18 protein-coding genes and 1 riboswitch are annotated in these 20,751 nt (G+C 67.9%); of the genes, 6 read left to right on the top strand and 12 right to left on the bottom strand.

Annotation, left to right across the window (positions count from 1 at the left end):
• Position 1: 1 nt before the first annotated feature.
• Together CH42_RS08970 and CH42_RS08965 are read right to left on the bottom strand one after the other, a co-directional pair.
• On the bottom strand, positions 2-916 hold the full coding sequence (locus tag CH42_RS08970) for a sugar phosphate isomerase/epimerase family protein (RefSeq protein WP_053352853.1): 915 nt from the start codon (positions 914-916) through the stop codon (positions 2-4).
• 49 nt (positions 917-965) lie between these two features.
• Entirely contained in the window at positions 966-2,114 is a 1,149-nt protein-coding gene (locus tag CH42_RS08965; protein ID WP_053352882.1) for a Gfo/Idh/MocA family protein, read from the bottom strand.
• Between the two features lie 203 nt (positions 2,115-2,317).
• Here CH42_RS08965 and CH42_RS08960 point away from each other — a divergent pair, with 203 nt between their 5' ends.
• The 6 genes from CH42_RS08960 (at position 2,318) to CH42_RS08935 (ending at position 9,055) form a co-directional block, all read left to right on the top strand.
• Complete coding sequence (locus tag CH42_RS08960) at positions 2,318-3,394, top strand: substrate-binding domain-containing protein (protein ID WP_053352852.1); 1,077 nt, start codon at positions 2,318-2,320, stop codon at positions 3,392-3,394.
• A gap of 24 nt (positions 3,395-3,418) precedes the next feature.
• Entirely contained in the window at positions 3,419-4,969 is a 1,551-nt protein-coding gene (locus CH42_RS08955) for a sugar ABC transporter ATP-binding protein (protein WP_075205312.1), read from the top strand.
• Positions 4,966-5,988 (top strand): ABC transporter permease, encoded by a 1,023-nt coding sequence (locus CH42_RS08950; RefSeq protein ID WP_053352851.1) that lies wholly within the window; start codon positions 4,966-4,968, stop codon positions 5,986-5,988. Before CH42_RS08955 ends, CH42_RS08950 begins: the two co-directional genes overlap by 4 nt.
• A complete protein-coding gene (locus CH42_RS08945) occupies positions 5,981-6,976 on the top strand; it encodes an ABC transporter permease (RefSeq protein WP_053352850.1) in 996 nt (331 codons plus the stop codon). Before CH42_RS08950 ends, CH42_RS08945 begins: the two co-directional genes overlap by 8 nt.
• Before the next feature lie 62 nt (positions 6,977-7,038).
• Positions 7,039-8,571 carry an aldehyde dehydrogenase (NADP(+)) gene (locus CH42_RS08940; protein WP_053352849.1) on the top strand — a complete coding sequence of 511 codons (1,533 nt, stop codon included), beginning with the start codon at positions 7,039-7,041 and terminating at the stop codon, positions 8,569-8,571.
• A gap of 232 nt (positions 8,572-8,803) precedes the next feature.
• On the top strand, positions 8,804-9,055 hold the full coding sequence (locus CH42_RS08935; RefSeq protein ID WP_053352848.1) for a hypothetical protein: 252 nt from the start codon (positions 8,804-8,806) through the stop codon (positions 9,053-9,055).
• Positions 9,056-9,264: 209 nt separating this feature from the next.
• Here the strand turns inward: CH42_RS08935 and CH42_RS08930 are convergent, their stop codons facing one another.
• The 10 genes from CH42_RS08930 to CH42_RS08885 all read right to left on the bottom strand — a co-directional run bounded on the left by CH42_RS08930 (position 9,265) and on the right by CH42_RS08885 (position 20,724).
• Positions 9,265-9,618 carry a hypothetical protein gene (locus tag CH42_RS08930; RefSeq protein ID WP_053352847.1) on the bottom strand — a complete coding sequence of 118 codons (354 nt, stop codon included), beginning with the start codon at positions 9,616-9,618 and terminating at the stop codon, positions 9,265-9,267.
• Between the two features lie 114 nt (positions 9,619-9,732).
• Positions 9,733-11,391, bottom strand: coding sequence for a bifunctional phosphoribosylaminoimidazolecarboxamide formyltransferase/IMP cyclohydrolase (gene purH / locus CH42_RS08925; protein WP_053352846.1), 1,659 nt, complete (start codon positions 11,389-11,391; stop codon positions 9,733-9,735).
• Positions 11,392-11,472: 81 nt separating this feature from the next.
• Entirely contained in the window at positions 11,473-12,078 is a 606-nt protein-coding gene (gene purN, locus CH42_RS08920; RefSeq protein ID WP_053352845.1) for a phosphoribosylglycinamide formyltransferase, read from the bottom strand.
• 51 nt (positions 12,079-12,129) lie between these two features.
• Complete coding sequence (locus tag CH42_RS08915; RefSeq protein WP_053352844.1) at positions 12,130-12,666, bottom strand: hypothetical protein; 537 nt, start codon at positions 12,664-12,666, stop codon at positions 12,130-12,132.
• A complete protein-coding gene (locus CH42_RS08910; RefSeq protein ID WP_239684002.1) occupies positions 12,666-14,285 on the bottom strand; it encodes an ABC transporter permease in 1,620 nt (539 codons plus the stop codon). The genes CH42_RS08915 and CH42_RS08910 overlap by 1 nt, the downstream gene beginning before the upstream one ends.
• Positions 14,286-14,367: 82 nt before the next feature.
• A complete protein-coding gene (locus tag CH42_RS08905) occupies positions 14,368-15,483 on the bottom strand; it encodes a thiamine ABC transporter substrate-binding protein (protein WP_053352843.1) in 1,116 nt (371 codons plus the stop codon).
• Positions 15,478-15,586, bottom strand: a riboswitch (TPP riboswitch). Its footprint overlaps the gene before it by 6 nt.
• Positions 15,587-15,592: 6 nt before the next feature.
• Positions 15,593-17,407 (bottom strand): cell division protein PerM, encoded by a 1,815-nt coding sequence (locus CH42_RS08900; protein WP_156322525.1) that lies wholly within the window; start codon positions 17,405-17,407, stop codon positions 15,593-15,595.
• 149 nt (positions 17,408-17,556) lie between these two features.
• Complete coding sequence (sucD, locus tag CH42_RS08895; protein WP_053352841.1) at positions 17,557-18,459, bottom strand: succinate--CoA ligase subunit alpha; 903 nt, start codon at positions 18,457-18,459, stop codon at positions 17,557-17,559.
• Positions 18,460-18,492: 33 nt separating this feature from the next.
• Positions 18,493-19,659: an ADP-forming succinate--CoA ligase subunit beta gene (sucC, locus tag CH42_RS08890; protein WP_053352840.1), complete on the bottom strand. Its 1,167-nt coding sequence runs from the start codon at positions 19,657-19,659 to the stop codon at positions 18,493-18,495.
• An 84-nt stretch (positions 19,660-19,743) separates the two neighbouring features.
• The gene (locus CH42_RS08885) at positions 19,744-20,724 is read right to left on the bottom strand and encodes a GGDEF domain-containing protein (RefSeq protein WP_239684001.1); all 981 of its coding nucleotides are present in this window, start codon (positions 20,722-20,724) and stop codon (positions 19,744-19,746) included.
• Between the last annotated feature and the right edge of the window lie 27 nt (positions 20,725-20,751).

The following is a 20,751-nucleotide window of genomic DNA, read 5'->3' as shown; positions in this document are numbered from 1 at the left end:
CTCAGACGCCCTGACGCTTCAGCACTTCGCGCAGGAACTCCTTGGCGCGCGGCACATCCGACTCATCGAGGTGCTCGATGATGAGTGGCACGTTCGGGTTGCGCTCCGACAGGCGACGCACATACAGGTCGTAGTCGAGGGATCCCAGGCCCGCCGCGGGCAGTTCGATCTCCCCCACGCCGCGGAAGGTGTGCGAGGCGAGCGCGTCGTCATCGCCGATGTCGGCGTGCTTCTCGCTCTTGTCATCTCCGGCTCGCTTGACGTCTTTCGCGTGGGCGATGCGGACCCGGTCGCCGAGCGTGTCGAATACCTCATTCAAGACGCCTGCCTGATCGTCGATGTTGCTCGCGTCGAAGTAGTTGGTCGGGTCCATGAGCAGTTCGAGACCGGGATGATTGATGTCATTGAACACCCGCGACGTCTCGCGAACCGATCCGACCACATTGTTGACGTAGGTCTCGAGCAGGAACGTGGCGCCGTGATCCCACGCCTCCTGGGCGAGCTCCGTGAGCACCGAGCGCACCTGCTCGTAGGCGTCCTCACTGCGGTTGTGCGGATCGTGATCCCACTCGCTCTCGGCATTGAACGTGCCCGACTCGCTGATCACGTAGGGGGTACCGAAGTCGCGGGCGCTGCGAATGATCTCTTTCAGGCGTTCGACGTTCGAACGCCGCTTGTCGAGGTCGGGGTGCACGATGTTCGTGTAGCCCGAGATCGCGCAGATCGGCGCATCGTGGTCGCGGAACGTGTCTTGCACGCGCTTCGCCTTCTCCTTCGTGATCTGACCCGATGAGAGATCGATGTCTTTGAAGTGCAGGTCGAGCTGCACCGCATTGAGGCCGAGCTCCTGAATCTTCTGCGCGGTGGTCTCGAGATCGTAGGGGAAGTAGCCCGAGAAGATGCCGATCTGAATCATGGTGGAAGTGCTCCTTTGCGTTCCGTGTTGGGGGTGTGGGTGAATACGGTCAGTGGGACTGCGGTGCGTCGAGCGCGAATTCGTCGAGTCGTACGGCTCGGCGCTCGTCGAGCGAGCGGTACCCCGCTTCGATGAGCGCCATCGTGCGCACGTTGTCGGCGACGGTGAGCGTGGGCGGCTCGCCGCTGTCGAGGGCGTGCTGCACCTGCTCCATCACGCCGATGAAGGCGTGCGGAAACCAGTGGGTCTCCCACTCGGGCGTGACCCACTCGCCGTCGGTCTCGCGTGCCGAGGCGAAGCTGATGGTCGACGGGGCGCCGTCGGGCCACCCGATCGTGCCGCGGGCAACGCCCTCGGTGCCTTCAACCCGCCAGGAGATAAAGAAATCGGAATCGAAGCCCTCGTGGCGCGGCCCGCCCCACACGTCTTCGCGAGAGACCGCCAGCACGCCGTTTTCGAAGCGCAGCGTCGACGCGACGATGCCGTCGGTGTGCGGAAACTCGGTGCGGGGGTCGGTTCGCCCGGCGGTATAGATATCGACGGGCTCACCGAACAGGTAGCGGAGTGCGTCGAGGTGATGGACGCTCATGTTCGCGAGGGTGAGTCGGTCGTACTCGGCGAGGAACGTCTGCCAGTGCGGCACCGCGTGCATGTCGATCGCGGCGAAGACGGGGTCGCCGAGCGCCCCACGGTCCAGAAGCTGCTTGAGCGAGCGGATCGACTGGTCGTACCGCATGTTCTGGTTAACCGAGAGGATCTTGCCGGCCGCGGCAGCTTCATCGCGCAGCGCGATCGCGTCATCGAGCGAGAGCGCGAGCGGCTTCTGCGCGAGCACTGCGCGCACGTGGGGCTGAGCGAGCGCCAAGCGGATGAGCTCGGGCTGTTGATCGGGCGGAAACGCGATGTCCACGATCTCGATACGCGGGTCGAGGATCAACTCGCGCGGTGACGCGTGCACCGTATCGATGCCATAGCGTGCGGCAACCGCCGCCGCGTTCTCGCGGGTTCGGGAAGCGATCGCGACGACCGGAAACCCGGCCTGCCGGTAGGCCTCGAGGTGCTGATCGGCCATGATTGCACCGGCCCCGATCGCCCCGATCGTATGGGTCCGCGCCCGCACTGGGGCGTCCGGTTCGAGACCGAGTGATGCCGCACTCAGAACCGAGCGCGACGCCTCGAGCGTCTCCGTTGATGTCATCTGCACTTCCTCCTTGAAGTTGCGCGTGAGCGCCGCGGCCATCATTTCACAGTCGTTATGTTAGCGCTATTGGCAGCGCTGCCATTTTGATGTTAGTGTCACCACGCAGCGTTCGTCAACACGTTCCCGAAACCACGAGGAAACGCTCCCGGCATCGTCGCCAGGAACCCTGCACCACGCAGTTTGATTTCAAAGGAGAAAGCATGCAGCACTCACGCACCATCGCCCGAGGCCTCGGCATCGCGGCGATCGCAGCCCTCACCGCCGGCCTCGCGGCCTGCAGTTCAGCACCCGCCGAGGGCGGAGGCTCCGGTGGGGGCGCCGGTGGCGGGGACGGCGAAAAGTTCGTCATCGGCTTCCAGCAGCCCCTCGGCGGCCAGGCCTGGCGCGAGACCGGCCTCGCGGCAATGCAGGCCCTCGCCGCGCGCGACTACGGCGACTCGGTCGAACTCAAGATCGTTCGCACGAACGACAACGACGCGGCTCAACAGAACGCCGCCATCCAGAACCTCATCGCGCAGGGCGTAGACGCGATCCTCTTCGACCCCGCTTCAGCGACCGGCGCAGACGCGGCGATCTCGCAGGCCAAGGCGGCCGGGATTCCCGTCTTCGCCAACGGCGGCCCCTACGACAACGACTACGTCTACACGGTCTCCACCGACTGGGCGAGCGCCGGCAAGAACGGCGCCGAATGGCTCGTCTCGCAACTCGGCGACAACAAGGACGTCGTGGTGCTCGAGGGCGTCGCCGGCGTGCCGCTCAACGACACCTCCATGCCGACGGTGAAGAAAGTACTCACTGACGCCGGGGTGAACATCGTCGCGGAGGGCGCGAACGGGTGGAACGAGGCCGACGCGCAGCAGACGATGTCGCAGATCTTGCAGTCGCACCCGGATGTCGGAGGCGTGTACTCGTTCCTCACCGGTGGCCAAGGCGTCCCAGCAGCCTTCGCCGACGCGAACATCGACTTCGTGCCGGTCGTCGGCGGTTCCGGCTACAACGCCGAGGCATGCACACTCGTCGATGACGCAGACGCCGGGCTCACGGGCAACATGGTCTTCGGCCAGCCCGCCATCTATGCCAAGGGGCTTGAGCAGGCCGTGAAGCTGCTCAAGGGCGACACGATCGACCAGGAGCAGTACTTTGCTCCGGCCGAGATCACCACCGAGAACGCGGCCGACTTCTGTCAGCCCGATATGCCCGACAACTTCCAGCTGGGCTACGACTTCCCCGGTCTCGACATCACGCTCGACGAGTACCTCGAGTTCGCCAAGCAGTAACCGCGATTCTTCGAGGAGACACAGATGACCCAGCAGATCGGTCCGGTCGACGTCGCACAACCGACGTCGACCGACCGTCCTGCGCCACTCCTCGTGGCGCAGGACCTCAGCAAGCAATACGGCGCGGTGACCGCCGTCGCCAATGTCACCTTCACCTGCCAGCCAGGCGAGGTGCACGCACTGGTCGGCGAGAACGGCGCCGGCAAGAGCACCGTGTCGAAAATTCTCTCCGGCGCCGTGGTGCCCACGAACGGCACGGTCACGATCGACGGCCAGCACTTGGAAGGCGGCAGCATCGCTCGCGCTCGGGCGGTCGGCATCGCCTGCGCGTATCAGGAGATCGCGTTGGTACCCGAATGGACCGTCGCGGAGAACCTCGCACTGCCCGAGGTCGGGTCGGCGCGCCTCTTCTCCCCCGGCCGAGCCCTGCAGCGCGCTCGAGAGATCCTCGAGCAGTTGCACCTGCCGCACATCGACCCGCATGCGCGACTCGGCACGCTGCTGCTCGCCGACCGGCAACTCGTCGAGATCGCACGTGCGATCGCCGCCCGCCCGAAACTCCTCATTCTCGACGAGGCATCCAGCGCCCTGACCCCACCCGGCGTGGAATGGCTCTTCGACCGCATCCGTGACATCACCGCGACCGGCAGTGCGGTCATCTACGTCACGCACCGGCTGCAGGAATTGCAGGTCATCGCCGATCGCGGCACCGTGCTGCGCGACGGCGCGGCCGTCGGCACCTTCGCGCGCGGCGAATGGACCGAGGATTCCCTCATCACGATGATGGCGGGTCGCGAAACGCAGAAGCAGTTCCCGCCGGCACCGACCGTACCCGACGACGCACCGGTCGTGCTCGACGTGCGCGGGTTGCAGTCGAACCGACTGAGCGACGTGTCGCTCACCGTCCATGGCGGGGAGATCCTCGGCATCGGCGGGCTGCAGGGCCAAGGGCAGACGGAACTGCTGCGAGCCCTGTTCGGAGCCGTTCCCGCGACCGCGGAGCACTGGGAAGTGGCCGGCACTGCCGTCGGCAAGCTGAACCCCAGACGTGCGGTGAAAGCGGGACTCGGATATGTGCCCGAAGACCGCAAGACCGAGGGCCTGGCGCTCGAACTGGGCGTCGGCGAGAACCTGTTCGCCCCATGGCTCTCGCTCACCGGCTCGGGCGGTGCACCGCTGCTCCGTCGGCAACAGGGGTGGATCGACGGCGTGCTGCGCGCGCTCAGCGTGCGCACGCGGGGGCCGCTCGAAGCAGCCGGGGCGCTCTCGGGCGGCAACCAGCAGAAACTCGTCTTCGGCCGCTGGATCGACCGCGATCGACGCGTGCTTATCTTGCACGACCCCACGCGCGGCATCGACGTGCGCGCCAAGCAGGAGCTCTATCGCGCCATGATCGCACTGGCCGAATCCGGAGTCGGCATCGTCTGGTTCTCCAGCGAGGTCGAAGAGCTCGTGCACCTCTGCAACCGCGTCGCCGTGCTGTACCGGGGCGGCGTCGTGCAAGAACTCGCGGGATCCGAAATCACCGCCGACGCCGTAGTCGGCGCGGCCGTAGGAATGGCGGCACACTCATGACCACCGGCACCATCTTCACGCCCGTCGCACCGCGACGTTCGCTCCCGATCTGGGTGCAGCGCTCGCTCCACGAGGGCGCCGCACCGCCCGTCATCGCGTTCGTGCTCTTCATCGCGATCTATCTCGCCGTGAACCCGAGCCTGCTCACCCGATTCCAGTTGCAATCCGCCGCAAACCTCGTCGTCCCGTTGGCGATCGCGGCACTCGCACAGCTGATCATTGTGCTCATCGGCGGCATCGACATCTCGATCGGAGCAATCATCAGCCTCTGCAACGTCGTCTTCGCGACCAGCCTCGCAGCGCTCCCCGGCCCGGTGGCCCTCGTGCTCGCCGTACTCATCGGGATCGCGTGCGGCCTGTTCAACGGACTGCTCGTCGCCTTCGGCAGGCTACCGGCCATCGCCGTCACCCTCGCCAGCACGTTCATCATCGGAGCCATCGCCCGCACCGTGCTCGACCGCCCCGGCGGTGCGCTGAGCGAGACCGTCTTCACCGTGACGAGCGGTGAGGCGCTCCCGTACCTCCCGATGGCACTCGTGTGGCTGATCCTCGTCGCCGTATTCGTCTGGTTGGTACTGCAGCGCACCGCGTTCGGGCGACAGATCTACGGCGTCGGGTCGAACCGCGATGCCGTGCAGGCGGCGGGCATCAATTCGCGCATGGCGATCCTCGGCGCATTCATGCTCTCAGGCGCACTCGCGTCGATCGCCGCCGTGCTCCTCGCCGGATCGACGGTGACCGGCGACCCCCGCAGCGGCGACTCGTACCTGCTCACGTCGATCGCGGCGGTAGCGCTCTCAGGCGCGAGCTTCGCTGGTGGGCGCGGCTCGGTGCTGGGCACGATCGCCGCGGCGATCACGCTCGGCCTGGTCGGCAACCTGCTCTTCTTCGCCGGCATCAATTCGTACTGGCAGTACATCATCAACGCGCTCATCATCTTCGCGGTAGTCGCCATTCCCGTACTGGTCCGCGTGATCAGCACCCGGAAGGCACTCGCCCAGGGAGGACACCATGACTGACACACTTCCCGGCCAGGCCGTGGCCGCGACGCCGCGCCCCGGCGGCCGTTCCCTGCTGCGCCGCATTCCCACGAGCGCATGGGTCTTCATTGCATTCATCGTGCTCTTCATCGCGAGTGGCGTGATTCGGCCGAGTCTGTTCACCCTCGACGGGCTCATCACCACGGTCACGTTCGCATCGATTCTCGCGGTGGCCTCCTTCGGGCAGACAATCGCCGTGATCCAGGGCGGCATCGATCTCTCGGTTCCCAACACCATTGCGTTCGCCGCGCTGTCCTTTCTCACCTGGAACGCCACGCTCGGCCCCGTACTCGCCCTGATCGCCGCCCTCGCCGCATCCGCCGTCATCGGATTCGTGAACGGATACGTCATCGCCAAGATCGGCCTGACCCCGATCGTCACCACGATCGCGATGAACGGGTTGCTCTTCGGCGTGCTCCTGCTCAACTTCAGCCTCTCCGAGCTCACCAATGTGCCCGACTTCTTGAAGGCCATGACCTCGACGAAGCTGCCGTTCCTCGGCTCATCGATCGCGGCCGTGGTGCCACTCGCACTCGTGCTCATGCTGCTGCTGCACGCGCTGCTGCGATGGACCGGGTGGGGGCGCGCCCTCTTCCTCGTTGGCTCGTCGGAGGCGACCGCACACCTCACCGGCCAACCGGTGGCGCGCATCCGCATCTCGGGCTACATGCTGAGCAGCGTGCTCGCCGGATTCGCCGGGATTGTCATCGTCGGCTACTACAACCAAGCCGAAACGATGATGGGTGCACCGTACCTGCTCAGCTCGGTCGCCGCCGTCGTCGTCGGTGGCGCCTCGATCTTCGGCGGGCGCGGGTCCGTGCTCGGCACCCTCGCCGGCGCACTCGTGCTCGGTCAGGTGTCGACCCTCGTCGTCGTCTTCAACCTCGGCGTCACCGTGCAAGACATGGTCTACGGCGCCATCATTCTGGTCGTCGTCGCGCTCTACGGCCGATCCCACAGCCGCTGATTCGCCCCTCGCTCACCTCGCTCACCTCGCTCCTCCACTCGCCCCCACACGAAAGCACCCAGATGCCCAGTCCCACCCCGCTCTCCCCCGAACTCGAAGCCATCGTCGCCCGAGCCACAGCCGCAGCACCACAACTCGCCGCCACCACCGCCGAACACCGCGCCCGCGCACTCGTCACCATCGCCGACGCCCTCGAACACGCACAACCCACCCTCGTGCAGATTGCCCTCCGCGAAACCGGACTCACCGAAGCACGCCTCAACGGCGAAGTCACCCGCACCGCCGTGCAACTGCGCCTCTTCGCCGACACCATCGTCGACGGCGGCTACCTCGACGCACGCATCGACCACGCCGACCCCGACTTCGCCCTCGGCGCACGCCCCGACATCCGCCGCACCCACATCCCCCTCGGCCCCGTCATCAACTTCTCCGCCTCCAACTTCCCCTTCGCGTTCTCCGTCATGGGCGGCGACTCCGCCGCCATCCTCGCCGCCGGCTGCCCCCTCATCGTCAAAGCCCACTCCGGGCACCCTGAGCTCTCGGATGCCACCGCGCGCGTGGCCTCTACGGCGATCCGCGAGGCCGGTCTGCCCGAGGGAGCATTCCAACTCGTGCACGGACGCGAAGCCGGCGTGGCGATCCTGCAAGACCCGCGCGTGCGTGCCGGTTCTTTCACCGGATCGATCGCGGCCGGGCGTCTGCTCGCCGACATCGCCGCTGCTCGCCCCGCCCCGATCCCTTTCTACGGCGAACTCGGCAGCGTGAACCCGGTCTTCATCACCGCCGACGCCATTGCCGAGCGCGCCGAAGACATCGCCACCGGCTTCGTCACCAGCGTCACCGGGTCCGCCGGGCAGCTCTGTACGAAGCCCGGGTTCGTCTTCGTGCCGGCGGGAGAGGCGACCGAGCAGTGGCAGGATCGCATCCGCACCGCCGCCGAGGGCACCCCTGAGCATCGCTTGCTCGATCCGCGCATCGCGCAGAGCTACGACGAGCGCCGCACCGCCGTGCTCGGCGCGGCCGGAGTGCGCGCGATCGTCACCGGCGGGGTGCGATTCGACGACGCAGGTCAGGGGTGGGCCACCCCCACGATCGTGGCCGTCAGCCTCGCCGACTTCCGCCTCGCACACCAGGCCCTCGCGCACGAGGCGTTCGGTCCGCTCTCCATCATCGTCGAGGTGCCTCACGGCACCGACCTGGCAACGTTGTTGCCCGAGTTCTTCGAGGGGAATCTGACCGCGACGCTGCACCACGGCGAGGCGGAGGCCTCGGCTGCGCACCAGAATGCCGCGGCACTCGGCACGCTCGTTCGAGCGATGGCCCTGCAGGTCGGTCGCGTCTTGTTCAACGGATGGCCCACCGGGGTCGCCGTCACCCCCGCCCAGCAGCACGGCGGCCCCTGGCCCGCAACCACCAACGATGCCTCAACCTCGGTCGGTACGGCAGCGATCACCCGCTTCCTGCGCCCCGTCGCATTCCAGAACGCCCCCGCCGCACTCCTCCCCGAAGCGCTCAGCGACGACAACCCGCTCGGCGTGCCGCAGCAGATCGCCCCGGCCGGCGAATCGCAGTCGTGGGGAGCCCGCTGGCGCTAGCCCCGCGCCCTGCGGCGCCTGCCCCTGCGCCTGCCCCTGCCCTTCCGCCTGCGCCTGCGCCTGCCGGATTGGGGTAACTTCGGACCGGTGTGCCGGCGCTTTTCAGCGTCCGCACCGGTCCGAAGTTACCCCAATCCGCAATGGGGCGGATCGGCAGCGGGGCGGGGCGGCAGAGCTGCGGTGAGGCAGAGCAGCGTGCCAGGCGACCTCTCCGTTGCGGTACCGTCGAAGCATGCCCAGCCTGATTCAACAGCGCCTCGCGTTCGAACGCGAGCATCGATACGGCTGGTGGATGCTCGTTCTGGCCGTGTTCGCCGGTGCGTTCGCCACTCACCGAGCCACACTCGGCCCCGCATGGCTGTGGATCGGCGTGCTCATTTGGGTCGCGCTCGCGCTCCTCTCGCTCCGGCGCATCCTGCGGGCTCGACGCGCACGTCGCGCTTTCGAGCTTGAGCACGGCGCCGACGCCGGCATCCGCCCCTAACGCAGCCTCGTCCTCACCGTCCCATCTGCGATCGGGGTAACTTCGGACCGGTGCAACGATGCATTTCCGCGTCCGCACTGGTCCGAAGTTACCCCGATCCGCAATGGGCGGGGCGGGGCGGGGCGGATCGTGCGCCCGCCCGAACCCGCTCACACGCAACGATCCCCCCGGAGCTTGCTCCGAGGAGATCGTTCGCGTTCAGCCGCGGCTCAGTGCCAGAGCACCGCCAGCGCCACGTTGACAAGCGAGAGGCCGGCGATCGCGCCGAGCATGCCCGCCGAGGTGGGCTGCTTCTTCCGGCCGATGAGCACGACGGCGATGAGCACGAGCAGCACGACCAGCTTTACGCCGATCTTCGCGTTGTTCGGCTGGCCACCGGTCGCGTAGACCATGCCCACGAGCAGCAGGCCGGTTGCAAGCAGCAACCAGGCACCGTGCAGAATGCCCGGCGTGATGCGGGCGCGCGCTTCTTTGACTGCTGAGAGCTGCGCCAGCGTGCTGCCGAAGACAGCGCCGAAGGCGACGAGGTGCAAGACGATCAGAATTCCCTTGACGATTTCCACGTCTTGATTCTGACGGCCCGCACCCCGCCGCGCAACGTAGGCGAGGCTTGCTCACAACTGATGAATCACCAGTAAAATTGCAGATCAGCGACCATTCCGCGAGAAGGCCCCAGCCTAGTGGAAGAAGTGACGCTCTCCGGTGAAGTACATCGTGACACCGGCCGCCTCGGCAGCTGCAATGACCTCGGGGTCGCGCACGGAGCCGCCCGGCTGCACGACGGCGCGCACACCGGCGTCGAGCAGCACCTGCAGTCCGTCCGCGAACGGGAAGAACGCGTCAGATGCCGCGACCGACCCGCGCGCACGATCGCCGGCGCGCTCCACCGCGAGGCGGCACGAGTCAATGCGATTGACCTGGCCCATGCCGACACCGACCGAGGCGCCGCCCGAGGCGAGCAGGATGGCGTTCGACTTCACCGCGCGGCTCGCGCGCCACGCGAACTCGAGATCGGCGAGGGTGTCGGCGTCCGCGGGCTGCCCGGTGGCGAGCTCCCACTCGGCCGCCGGCGCGAAGGCGTGATCGGCATCTTGCAGCAGGAAGCCGCCCGACACCTGCCGCAGTTCGACCGGATTCGGGGTGTAGTCGGCGGGCAGCACGAGCAGACGCACATTCTTCTTCTGGGTGAGGATCGCGAGCGCCTCGGGCTCGAAGCCGGGGGCGACGATGACCTCGGTGAAGATCTCGGAGACCGTCTCAGCCATGGCCCGGGTGACGACGCGGTTCGCGGCGATCACGCCGCCGAACGCCGACACGGGGTCGCAGGCGTGAGCGAGCTCGTGCGCCGCGGCGATCGGATCAGCAGCACCCTCGGGCGCGACGGCGATGCCGCACGGGTTCGCGTGCTTGATGATGGCAACGGCCGGGCGCTCGTGATCGAACGCGGCGCGCAGCGCTGCATCGGCGTCGACGTAATTGTTGTACGACATCTCTTTGCCGTGCAGTTGGGTCGCCTGCGCAATGCCTGCGCCCTCGTTCTCGGTGAACAGTGCGCCGCGCTGGTGGCTGTTCTCGCCGTAACGCAGCACCGACTCGCGCAGTCCGAAGACCTCGTATCCGACGTAGCCCTCGGTCGTCGCGAAGATGCTGTCGATCGATGCCTCGTCAGACGGTGCCTCGAGCGTTTCGGCAGCGCCCCATTCGGCGTCCTCCTGCTCGAGGAACCAGTTCGCGACGGCCGCGTCGTACTGCGCGGTGTGCACGAACGCCTCGGTCGCGAGTGAGCGGCGCTGCGCGAGCGTCGTGCCGCCGGCCTGTACCGCGGCAATTATCTCGTCGTAGCGCGCCGGCGAGACCACGATGGCCGCGTTCGCGTGGTTCTTCGCGCTCGCGCGCACCATTGCGGGGCCGCCGATGTCGACGTTCTCGATGACGTCGGCGGCGGGCTTGCCCGAGGCGACCGTCTCTTCGAACGGGTACAGATTCACGACGACGAGCTCGAATGCGGCGAAGCCGAGCGTCTCGAGCTGTGCGCGGTGGTCAGCGAGGCGCAAGTCGGCGAGCAGGCCGGAGTGCACGGCGGGGTGCAGCGTCTTCACGCGTCCGTCGAGTGCCTCGGCGAACCCCGTGACGTCGGCGACGTCGGTCACCGCGTGGCCGGCGTCGCGAATCGTCGAGGCCGTCGAGCCGGTCGAGACGATCTCGACACCGGCTGCGGCGAGCGCAGCGGCGAGGTCGAGCAGGCGGGACTTGTCGCTCACGGAGATGAGCGCGCGGCGCACGGGAATCTGGTCGCGGTGTTCGTACAGGCTCGGATCGTGGCTCTGAACTGCCATGCGGAAGGGCTCCTCGGGTTCGTGTTCGCTGGCTTCGGAAAGGGTGTGAGGGGTCGCTGGGTCACCCGCGGCGGTGCGGGATCACCCGGCCCGCGGCAAGGTGAGCTGCCCGAGTGCGATATCGCGCACAGTCTGCACGAGCAGCGGGCGTTCGAGCTGCTTGATGCGTTCGTGCAGTTCGTCTTCGGTTTCTCCGGGCTGCACGTCGACGGCGGCCTGACGCAGTACGGGGCCGGTGTCGACGCCCTCGTCAATGACGTGCACGGTGACGCCGGTGCGCTCGGCGCCGGCGGCGAGCGCGTCACGCACGGCGTGGGCGCCGGGGAAGGCCGGGAGCAGCGCCGGGTGCGTGTTGATGAGTCGCGGGCTGAACTCGCGCACGAAGCCGGGCGGCAGAATGCGCATGAGCCCGGCGCTGACGACGAGGCCGGCGTCGGGGCCGCTGCCGACGCCGTGCTCCTGGATGGCGGCGGCGAGTACCTGACCCCATTCCTCGCGAGTGCCGGAGTCGCGCGGGCGCACGATGAAGGTCGGGATGCCCGCGGTTCGCGCGTACTCGAGGCCCGCCGCTTCGGTGTCGGAACCGACGCAGACGATGCGTGCCGGAAACTCGGGGTCGGCGGTTGCGTCGATCAGCGCTTTGAGGTTGCTGCCGCCACCGGAGATGAGAACCGCGATTTTCAGCACCGGATCAGTCTACGCGACGCGCGGAGCAGCTGATTTCGCCGCCACTGCGTCTCAGCATTCCCGAACCTCGTCCGCGATGAGCCAGGGCTGGTGCGCGGCGTAGTGCGCGTCCTCCTGAGCAGCCCAGCGCTCCCAGTGGGGTGCATACGTGTCCCCGTCTCGGGCGAGCGCCCGCGCCTTGCGCTCTGCGGTCGCGCACTCGAGCCAGATGCTGTGCACGCGGGGCTCCCGATCCTCACCCGAGGCCCGCGCGCCCCACTCGCGCGCCGCCACCACGTTCTCGGCCGTCAGTGCTCCGCACCCCTCGATGATGAGCGGCAGGCGGGGCATCAACGGCGTCCACGCGCCGAAGCGCTCCGCGATCCAGTCATAAGCCGCGAACCCGCCTTCACGCAGTGCCCGTGCGAGGCCGAGCGATCCGGCACCCAACCCGTCCCACCCGGGGTACAGCTCTTCGACATGCAGCAGCTCGGCCGGTCGGCCCGCCGCGGCGCATCGCTGCTGCACGGCCGAGGCCAGCTGAGTCTTGCCCGACCCCGAGCGGCCGTCGATGATCAGCACGTCCCATTCCACCTCAGATGTCTGCATCAGAACTCCCGATTCCCGTCAGTGCGCCAGCGCTCCGCCAGCAGCATGACGCCCGCAGTGAGTACGCCAAGCACCACCGCCCCGGCGAGCCCCGCGCCGTAACTTCCCGGTGCCTGGTGGCCGATGAGGGCCGCCACCGCGACCGGCAGCGTCTGCTCCCCCGGCCGCACCAAAAACGACGTGGCACCGAACTCGCCGAGCGAGGCCGCAAAGGCGAAGCCGAGCGCGAGCCCCGTCGATCGCCCGAGCAGCGGCACATCGATCGCCCGCAGCATCGCGAACGGCCCCGCCCCGAGCGAGGCGGCGGCGTCGCGCAGCTCGGGGGCGATGCTCCGCAGCACGGGCAGCAGGGTGCGCACCACGAGCGGCAGTGCGACCAACGCCTGCGCGATCGGAATGAGTGCGGTCGAGGTGCGCAGATCCAACCCGATGCCGAGCGGCCGATGCATCGTGAGCAGCAGCCCGAATCCGAGGGTCACCGCCGACACTCCGAGAGGCAGCATGACCAGGCCGTCGAACAGGTCGATGCCGCGGCGCAGGGTTCGGGATCGGGGCCGGCGCGACAGCACGAGCGCGAGCAGGGCCCCGAGCACCATTGCGAGGAGCGCCGCCACCACCGCGATGCGGAGTGACGCGAGGATCGCAGTGAGCACCGAGCCGTCGATCGGCAGACCCTCGGGAGGCACGACGAGGGCCGCGTAGTTTGCCAGCGTCCACGCACCGTCGCGATCCCGCAGCGACCGCGAGAGCAGGGTGATGAGCGGCAGCGCGTGCAGCAGCGTGATCGTCGCTCCGAACACCACCAGCACCGGGATGTCGACGCGACGGGGGCGCGCCCCGTGCACGCGATCCTCACGCAACTGCACGGCTCGTTCGCCCGCTCTGCGCAGTCGCGACGACACCACGAGCGCGAACCCGACGATCGCGAACTGCGCGATCGACAGCACGGCGGCGCCCCGAAGGTCGAGGTACTGCACCGTGAGTCGGTAGATCTCCGTCTCCACGTTCGCGAACGCCGAGCCGCCGAGAATGAGCACGATGCCGAACGACGTGGAGCAGAACAGGAAAACGAGCGACGCCGCGGAGGCGAGCGCGGGCCCGAGCGCGGGCAGTGTGACGAGGCTCCAGGCGCGCACTCGTGAAGCACCGAGCACCCGCGCCGCCTGCTCGGAGGTGTCGTCGAGCCTCGCCCAGAATCCGCCCACGGTGCGCGCCACCACTCCCACGTTCGGAAACGCAAGGGCGAGCACGACCGCGGCGAAGCTCCGGTCAAGGCCCCACCCCGCGAGCGGGCCGCCCGCGCCGAGCAGCGCGGAGAACGCGACGCCCACCACCACCGACGGCAGCACGAACGGAACGGTGAGAAACCCCCGCAGCAGGGCCTGCCCCGGAAAGTCGAGGCGGTAGAGCACGTACGCCGCGGGCACACCCAGCGCGAGCGAGATGAGGGTCGCAACGCCGGCCTGAGCGAGAGTTTGACCGATAACCCGCCAGGTGCGCGTCGCGCCGAACACCTCGGGGATGCCGCTGAAGTCGAACGCACCGTCATCGACGAACCCCGTCGCGATGAGCGAAACCACGGGCCACAGGAAGAAGAGCGCGAGGAAGGCGAGAGGCACGGCCGTCGCCGCCGTCCACGCCGCTACGCCCCACGGGCTGGTGCTCGCCCGTGACGTCGCGCCTCCCCCGCGTCGCAGAATGTCAGAGTCCGATCTGGTCGCCCAGGGTCTTCAGCCACCCCTCGCGCCCGGCCTCGATCTGCGCAGAAGTGAGATCGTGCGTCTGGTCGGCAGCGGGCTCGGGAGCGAACTTCGCCCATGCTTCGGGGAGTCCCACCGAGCTGTCGACGGGCACCATGTACATCGCTTCAGGAATGGTCTGCTGGAACTCGGGCGAGACGAGGTAGTCGACGACGGCCTCTGCTCCGCCCTCATTGGCGGCCCCCTGCAGCACCCCCGCGTACTCGACCTGCTGCGTGCAGGTGTCAAGCAGCGCGGCGGTGCTCGATGCGGTGCCCGCGTCATTCACGGTGAACGCCGGCGAAGACGCGTACGACAGCACGATCGGACGCGTGCCATCTTCACCGCCCTGCGTGAACTGGCCATAATAGGCGTCGCTCCAGCCCTGCTCGATGCGGGCGCCGTTGTCGATGAGCTGCTGCCAGTAGTCTGCGAATCCGTCTTCGCCGAACTCCGACACCGTGCCGACGAGGAACGAACCGCCGGTCGACGACGCGGTCGGGTCGAGCAGCGCCGTGAGGTCACGGTAGGCAGGCTTCGCCAGATCGGCGTAGGTCTGCGGCTCGGCGACGCCGTGCTCGGCGAACCAAGCGGTGTCGATGTTGATGCAGGTGGAACCGTGATCGACCGGGATCATGCCGGTGCGCTCGACGTACTCGTTGCCGAGCGCGCTCGGCCCCTCAGCTTCTACCGCGTACTGCAGTGCACTCTTCGGAAGCGCCTCGGGCACGTACGTCGTCACCACCCCGTTATCGACGAGCCTCGACGCGAAAATGTTGTCGACGCCGAAGAACGCATCGGCGACGGGGGCGCCTTTCGTGAGCACGAGCTTGTTCGTGAGCTCGCCGCCGTCGCCCGCAGAGACGACCTGCACGTCGTAGCCGGTCGCCGCGCTCGCGGCCTTCGCGAAGTCGTCGTTCGGGAACGAGTCGTGCACGATCAGCGTCACCGTCTTCGCATCGGCTGCATCGGCGGCACCGGTGGTGCACCCCGTCAGCAGAAGACCGAATGCGGCTGCTGCCGTCACCGAGACCAGTGCCGATCGTCGAGCGCGACGGGAAAAGTGGATAGGCGTCATTGAGGGCTTCCTTCCTCCGCTGGCATGAACCAGATCAGGTTGACGGTCGGAGCTCGCGTGCTCCCTCTCAGCCCTGCGCGTCAGGACTCCCGTGGATTGCCCTCTTACCTTAGTGCCCGCCGCCCGGCCAACGCCAACCGGAGCGCTTCTCGCCGCGGTCCTCCGCATCAGACGATGCGTCAGTGGTTTCGGGTGCCGCGTCCCAGGCGTAGGCGCGGAGCAGGTCGGCTTCGCTGAGCTCCTGGCCTGCGCTGCTGCGGTCTGCATGGGCATCGCGCGAGGTCTGCTCGGACTCCGGCCGTGTCTCGGACGGCATCGAGGCGCTCGACGCCGTCTCGAGGTCGTCTGCGTCGATCTGCGCAGTCTCGAAGTCTGCTCGCTCGAACTGCGCCGTCTCGAACTCAGCCGTCTCGAACGCTGCATTTTCGCTGTGCTCGGTCTCGAACGCTGCCGTCTCATCGTTCCCGGTGTCGACGGACGCATCGTCCCGATACTCGTCGTCGAGATGGTCCTCGTCGACGGGCGACCGCTCGAGCTCCACCGTCTCGAAGGCATCTGGGGCGTCGAAGGCACCTGCAGCGGCCAGGCGTGCCGAAACGGCATCGGCCTCGACTGGCTCAGTGCGACGACGGCGACCCAGCGTCAACCCCGCGAGCGCCGGCGTCGCGTCTGTGAGGCGCTCGGGAATCGCGGAGCGCACCTGCTGCACACCCATGCGACTCGCCAGCACACCCAGCAGCAGCCCGGCGCCGACCTCGAGCGCGAGAAACCCGCCGAGTGCCCAGGGGTGCGGGCCGTTCTCGGCCAGGCGATCCGGCCCCATCGCGCCCCCTGCGGCCGAGGCCAGCCCCACCGCGACGAGGCCGGTGCAGACGCTCGCGATGACCGGTGCGGCCAGCACCACCGTCAACCTCGAACGGCGCTGCGCGGGCCGCCTCGCGAACCGCACGCCGAGCACGATCGCGGCGAGCACGATGATGGCGGGCGCCACTCCACCGAACGCGCCCCAGCTCGACGGGATCGCCCCGAAGATCGGCAGCGCCGGCAACGGGCCGAGGAGCGTTTCGAACGGCGTCGTCGAGCTGCCGACTCCGATCGCGAACCCGGGCCCGGCAAGCCAAGACAGGCTCCAGATAATCGCCGTCGGCACCAGCGCCAGTTGCGAAATGAAGACGGTGAACGAACCGAGAGGGTCGAGCTGCAGACTTTGCGTCAGTGCGGTGACATCGGCGTAACTCGTGATCACGGCAATCGAGAACGCGACCGCGGCGAGCCCGATCACCAGCGCGATCGATGCTGCAGCGAGCCGAAGCGCTTCGGCGCCGCGAGCCGGGAGCGAGGCCGCGCCCGACCAGCCGAGGGCCTCCAAGCCGCGCTGCGCCTGGCGCACCAGCGCGTGCCACCAATCGTGCCCGTCGATCGCGGCCCGCACGACGAAGGCGGTGAGCGAGGACGTCCCGAATACGGCGGCCGGAACCGCGGCGGCAAGTGCGTGCGGCCAGGTCAGCATTGGTGCGGCGAGCGCCGCCGCCGCGAACGCGATGCCGCCGAACCCAGCCGCGCCGCCCAGCGCACCGAATGCCCCCACACCTCCGCGAGCCGCAAAACGCCATCCCGAGCGCAGCGCGAGCAGCACGGTGACGAGGGTGATGCCGAGCGGGGCGATGGAGAGCGTGAACTGCAGCGCTTCAGGGGCGAGCCCCAGCGCGAGTGCCGCCTCGGCGGGCACCGCGAAGTGCAGCGGCACGAAGTGCGCGAGCAGCCACACTCCGGTGACCGCCGACGTGACCGATGCCGGTTCGGCGGAGAGCCCAAACGTCACGACCCAGAGCAGCACCCCAGGAACCGCGACGACGGCGAGCCCGGCGATCGCCACCGCGGCGGCTTCGATTGCGGCGATCACCGCGGTCACCAAGGATCTCATCGTCAGAAGTTTACTCCGCGAGAGTTCTGCCGAGCCGAGACGCTCCCGTGCGGGCGTGCCGTCGGCACAACGCGCTCAGCACGCACCCGGCAACAGCACAACGGGCCGGCCACCTGAGAGTGACCGGCCCGTTGACGGGCGAGTGCTGCTTACAGTGCCGCGAATGCCTGGCGCAGCAGTTCGGCGGTCTCGGTCGGCGTCTTGCCGACCTTGACGCCGGCGGCCTCGAGGGCTTCCTTCTTCGCCTGAGCGGTGCCGGCCGAACCCGAGACGATGGCGCCAGCGTGGCCCATCGTCTTGCCTTCGGGCGCGGTGAAGCCGGCGACGTAGCCGACGACAGGCTTCGTCACGTTGGCCTTGATGAACTCGGCTGCGCGCTCTTCGGCGTCGCCGCCGATCTCACCGATCATCACGATGGCCTGGGTCTCGGGGTCAGCCTCGAACGCGGCGAGCGCGTCGATGTGCGTCGTGCCGATGACCGGGTCGCCGCCGATACCGATCGCGGTCGAGAAACCTAGATCGCGCAGCTCGTACATCATCTGGTAGGTCAACGTGCCCGACTTCGACACGAGGCCGATCGGTCCCTTGCCGGTGATGGTCGCGGGGGTGATACCCGCGAGGGCCTCACCCGGCGTGATGATGCCGGGGCAGTTCGGGCCGATGATGCGGGTTTCATTGCCGGTGGCCTGGGCGTGCGCCCACAGCTCGGCCGAGTCCTTGACCGGCACACCCTCGGTGATGATGACGAGCAGGCCGATGCGGGCATCGATGGCCTCGATGGCTGCATCCTTGGTGAAGGCCGGCGGCACGAATGCGACCGACACGTCGGCGCCCGTCGCAGCGATGGCCTCGGCCACGGTCGCGAACACCGGCAGCTCGACGGCGTTGCCCTGCGCGTCGACGTGCGACACCGTGGTGCCCGCCTTGCGCGCGTTCACGCCGCCAACGATGTTGGTGCCCGCCGCGAGCATGCGCGCGGTGTGCTTGGTGCCCTCGCCGCCGGTGATGCCCTGGACGATGACCTTGGAATCCTTGTTCAGGAAGATCGACATGGTGGTTCTACTCCTACAGTCTTTCGTCTCGGATCAGCGGGCGTTGGCGAGCTCGGCGGCCTTGTCGGCGCCCTCGTCCATGGTGGCGGCCTGGGTAACCAGCGGGTGCGCCGCTGCGTTCAGGATCGCCCGGCCCTCTTCGACGTTGTTGCCGTCGAGGCGCACGACGAGCGGCTTGTTCGCCGCATCGCCGAGCTTCTCGAGCGCGCCGACGATGCCGTTGGCAACGGCGTCGCACGCCGTGATGCCGCCGAACACGTTCACGAACACCGACTTCACCTGGGGGTCGCCCAGAATGACGTCGAGCCCGGCCGCCATGACCTCGGCCGACGCGCCGCCGCCGATGTCGAGGAAGTTGGCGGGCTTGACGCCGCCGTGGTTCTCACCGGCGTAGGCGACGACGTCGAGCGTCGACATCACGAGGCCTGCACCGTTGCCGATCACGCCGACCTCGCCGTCGAGCTTCACGTAGTTGAGATCCTGCGCCTTGGCCTTGGCCTCGAGCGGATCCTCCGCCGACTTATCAGCGAGCTCGGCGTGCTGCGGCTGGCGGAACTCGGCGTTCTCATCGAGCGAGACCTTGCCGTCGAGCGCGACGATGTCACCTGCGCCGGTGAGCACGAGCGGGTTCACCTCGACGAGCGTCGCGTCTTCACCCGCGTACACCGCAAAGAGCTTCTGGAAGACGGGCACGACCTTGGCGACGAGCTCCTCAGGGAACTTCGCTGCGCGCGCGATCTCTTCAGCCTTCACCGCGTCGATGCCGGTGATCGGGTCGACCGCGATGCGCGCGAGCGCCTCGGGCTTCTCGACCGCGAGCTGCTCGATCTCCATGCCGCCCTCGACGGACGCAAGCGAGAGGTACGTGCGGTTTGCGCGATCGAGCAGCACCGAGAAGTAGAACTCCTGTGCGATATCAGCAGCCGCCGCGACCATCACGCGCTCAACGGTGTGGCCCTTGATGTCGAGCCCCAGGATGGCCTGAGCAGCCTCGAAGGCCTCGTCTGGCGTCTTCGCCACCTTCACGCCGCCGGCCTTGCCGCGGCCACCGACCTTTACCTGCGCCTTCACGACGACCACGCCACCGATCTTCTCGGCGGCCGCACGCACCTCTTCAGGGGTGTCGGCGACGATGCCGGCGAGTACCGGCACCTCGTATCGTTCGAATAGATCTCGTGCCTGGTACTCGTACAGATCCACGTACTGTCCTTTGCTTGGGAGTCGGGGTGATCCGAGGCAGAAAAATGTCTCGATGTCGAGCTAGCTCGACCGACGAAAAGCCTATCACCGCGAAGTGATCGAACCCTTACCGCGTGCCGGCTTCGCGCGGAGCAGCTCGTCGTCAGCGCGTGCGAGGGCGATGTCGAGGGGCTCGCCGGGAACCGCCTCGGCGATGCCCCACGACCAGGCGAACTGCGATGCCGCTCGCATCGAGTCCAGCGCCTGTTCGAGCTCGCTGGGCCCGCTGCGCAGCACGAGGGCGAACTCATCGCCGCCGAGCCGTGCGACGAGGCCACCGGACCGGCCCGACGTGCCGCGCATCCCCACGAGCACGGTCCAGACCTCGACTGACTCGATCAGTGCGGCATCACCGGCGATGTGGCCCCCCGCATCATTGAGCCCCTTGAAATCGTCGAAGTCGATCATCGCGACGGCCACGGGCTCCCCCGCCCGCGCCGCGCGGTTGCGCACGACCGTCGCCAGCTCGCCCAGTCCACGCCGATTCAGTGCGCCGGTCAACGAATCGGTGCGCGCCTCACGATGGAGCTGACGCTGCACCGTGCGGGCCCCCACGTAGCAGAAGATCGCGATGAGGATCGCGTAGCCGACCATGACATTCGGATCGGCGAGGCCCATACCGAGGTCCGGGTTCACCATCAGGATGATCAACATGCGGATCACGCCGATGACCATGAGCACGCGACCGAAGACCGGCGGATAGAACCATCCGAGATACAGCGCGACGAACGGGAGTTCCAGGAGGGCATTGATCTCGGCATGCGCGTGCGAAGAAAACAGCAGGAAGTAGGTCGACCAGGTCTCGATCACAGCAAACATCACCACCCCTGCCCACAACGGGTATCTGCGCCCGAGTACCAGCGGCAGCGCGGTAGCGACTCCATAGAAGACGAGCCACATGGTCACCATCAAGCGGTTCATGTGCTGGTGACCGACGATGAGGTCGGACACGAAGACGACCGCGAGCAGGGCGGGTATCGCCGCGCTCATGTAGGAGAACGGGGTCTGCCAGCGCAAAAACCGCATCCATATCTCCGAGCCGAGGCTCGCGAG

It is taken from the genome of Leucobacter musarum subsp. musarum (genome assembly GCF_001273845.1).
Classification (GTDB): domain Bacteria; phylum Actinomycetota; class Actinomycetes; order Actinomycetales; family Microbacteriaceae; genus Leucobacter; species Leucobacter musarum.
Note: the sequence above shows the minus strand (reverse complement) of the source record. Positions and strands in the feature narration are given on the sequence as shown.

Excerpts from the sequence above, each read along its gene's own strand:
- CH42_RS08970 (WP_053352853.1), bottom strand. The coding sequence starts at position 916 with ATGATTCAGATCGGCATCTTCTCGGGCTACTTCCCCTACGATCTCGAG.
- CH42_RS08965 (WP_053352882.1), bottom strand. The coding sequence starts at position 2,114 with ATGACATCAACGGAGACGCTCGAGGCGTCGCGCTCGGTTCTGAGTGCG.
- CH42_RS08960 (WP_053352852.1), top strand. The coding sequence starts at position 2,318 with ATGCAGCACTCACGCACCATCGCCCGAGGCCTCGGCATCGCGGCGATC.
- CH42_RS08955 (WP_075205312.1), top strand. The coding sequence starts at position 3,419 with ATGACCCAGCAGATCGGTCCGGTCGACGTCGCACAACCGACGTCGACC.
- CH42_RS08950 (WP_053352851.1), top strand. The coding sequence starts at position 4,966 with ATGACCACCGGCACCATCTTCACGCCCGTCGCACCGCGACGTTCGCTC.
- CH42_RS08945 (WP_053352850.1), top strand. The coding sequence starts at position 5,981 with ATGACTGACACACTTCCCGGCCAGGCCGTGGCCGCGACGCCGCGCCCC.
- CH42_RS08940 (WP_053352849.1), top strand. The coding sequence starts at position 7,039 with ATGCCCAGTCCCACCCCGCTCTCCCCCGAACTCGAAGCCATCGTCGCC.
- CH42_RS08935 (WP_053352848.1), top strand. The coding sequence starts at position 8,804 with ATGCCCAGCCTGATTCAACAGCGCCTCGCGTTCGAACGCGAGCATCGA.
- purH (WP_053352846.1), bottom strand. The coding sequence starts at position 11,391 with ATGGCAGTTCAGAGCCACGATCCGAGCCTGTACGAACACCGCGACCAG.
- CH42_RS08915 (WP_053352844.1), bottom strand. The coding sequence starts at position 12,666 with ATGCAGACATCTGAGGTGGAATGGGACGTGCTGATCATCGACGGCCGC.
- CH42_RS08905 (WP_053352843.1), bottom strand. The coding sequence starts at position 15,483 with ATGACGCCTATCCACTTTTCCCGTCGCGCTCGACGATCGGCACTGGTC.
- CH42_RS08900 (WP_156322525.1), bottom strand. The coding sequence starts at position 17,407 with ATGAGATCCTTGGTGACCGCGGTGATCGCCGCAATCGAAGCCGCCGCG.
- sucD (WP_053352841.1), bottom strand. The coding sequence starts at position 18,459 with ATGTCGATCTTCCTGAACAAGGATTCCAAGGTCATCGTCCAGGGCATC.
- CH42_RS08885 (WP_239684001.1), bottom strand. The coding sequence starts at position 20,724 with ATGCGGTTTTTGCGCTGGCAGACCCCGTTCTCCTACATGAGCGCGGCG.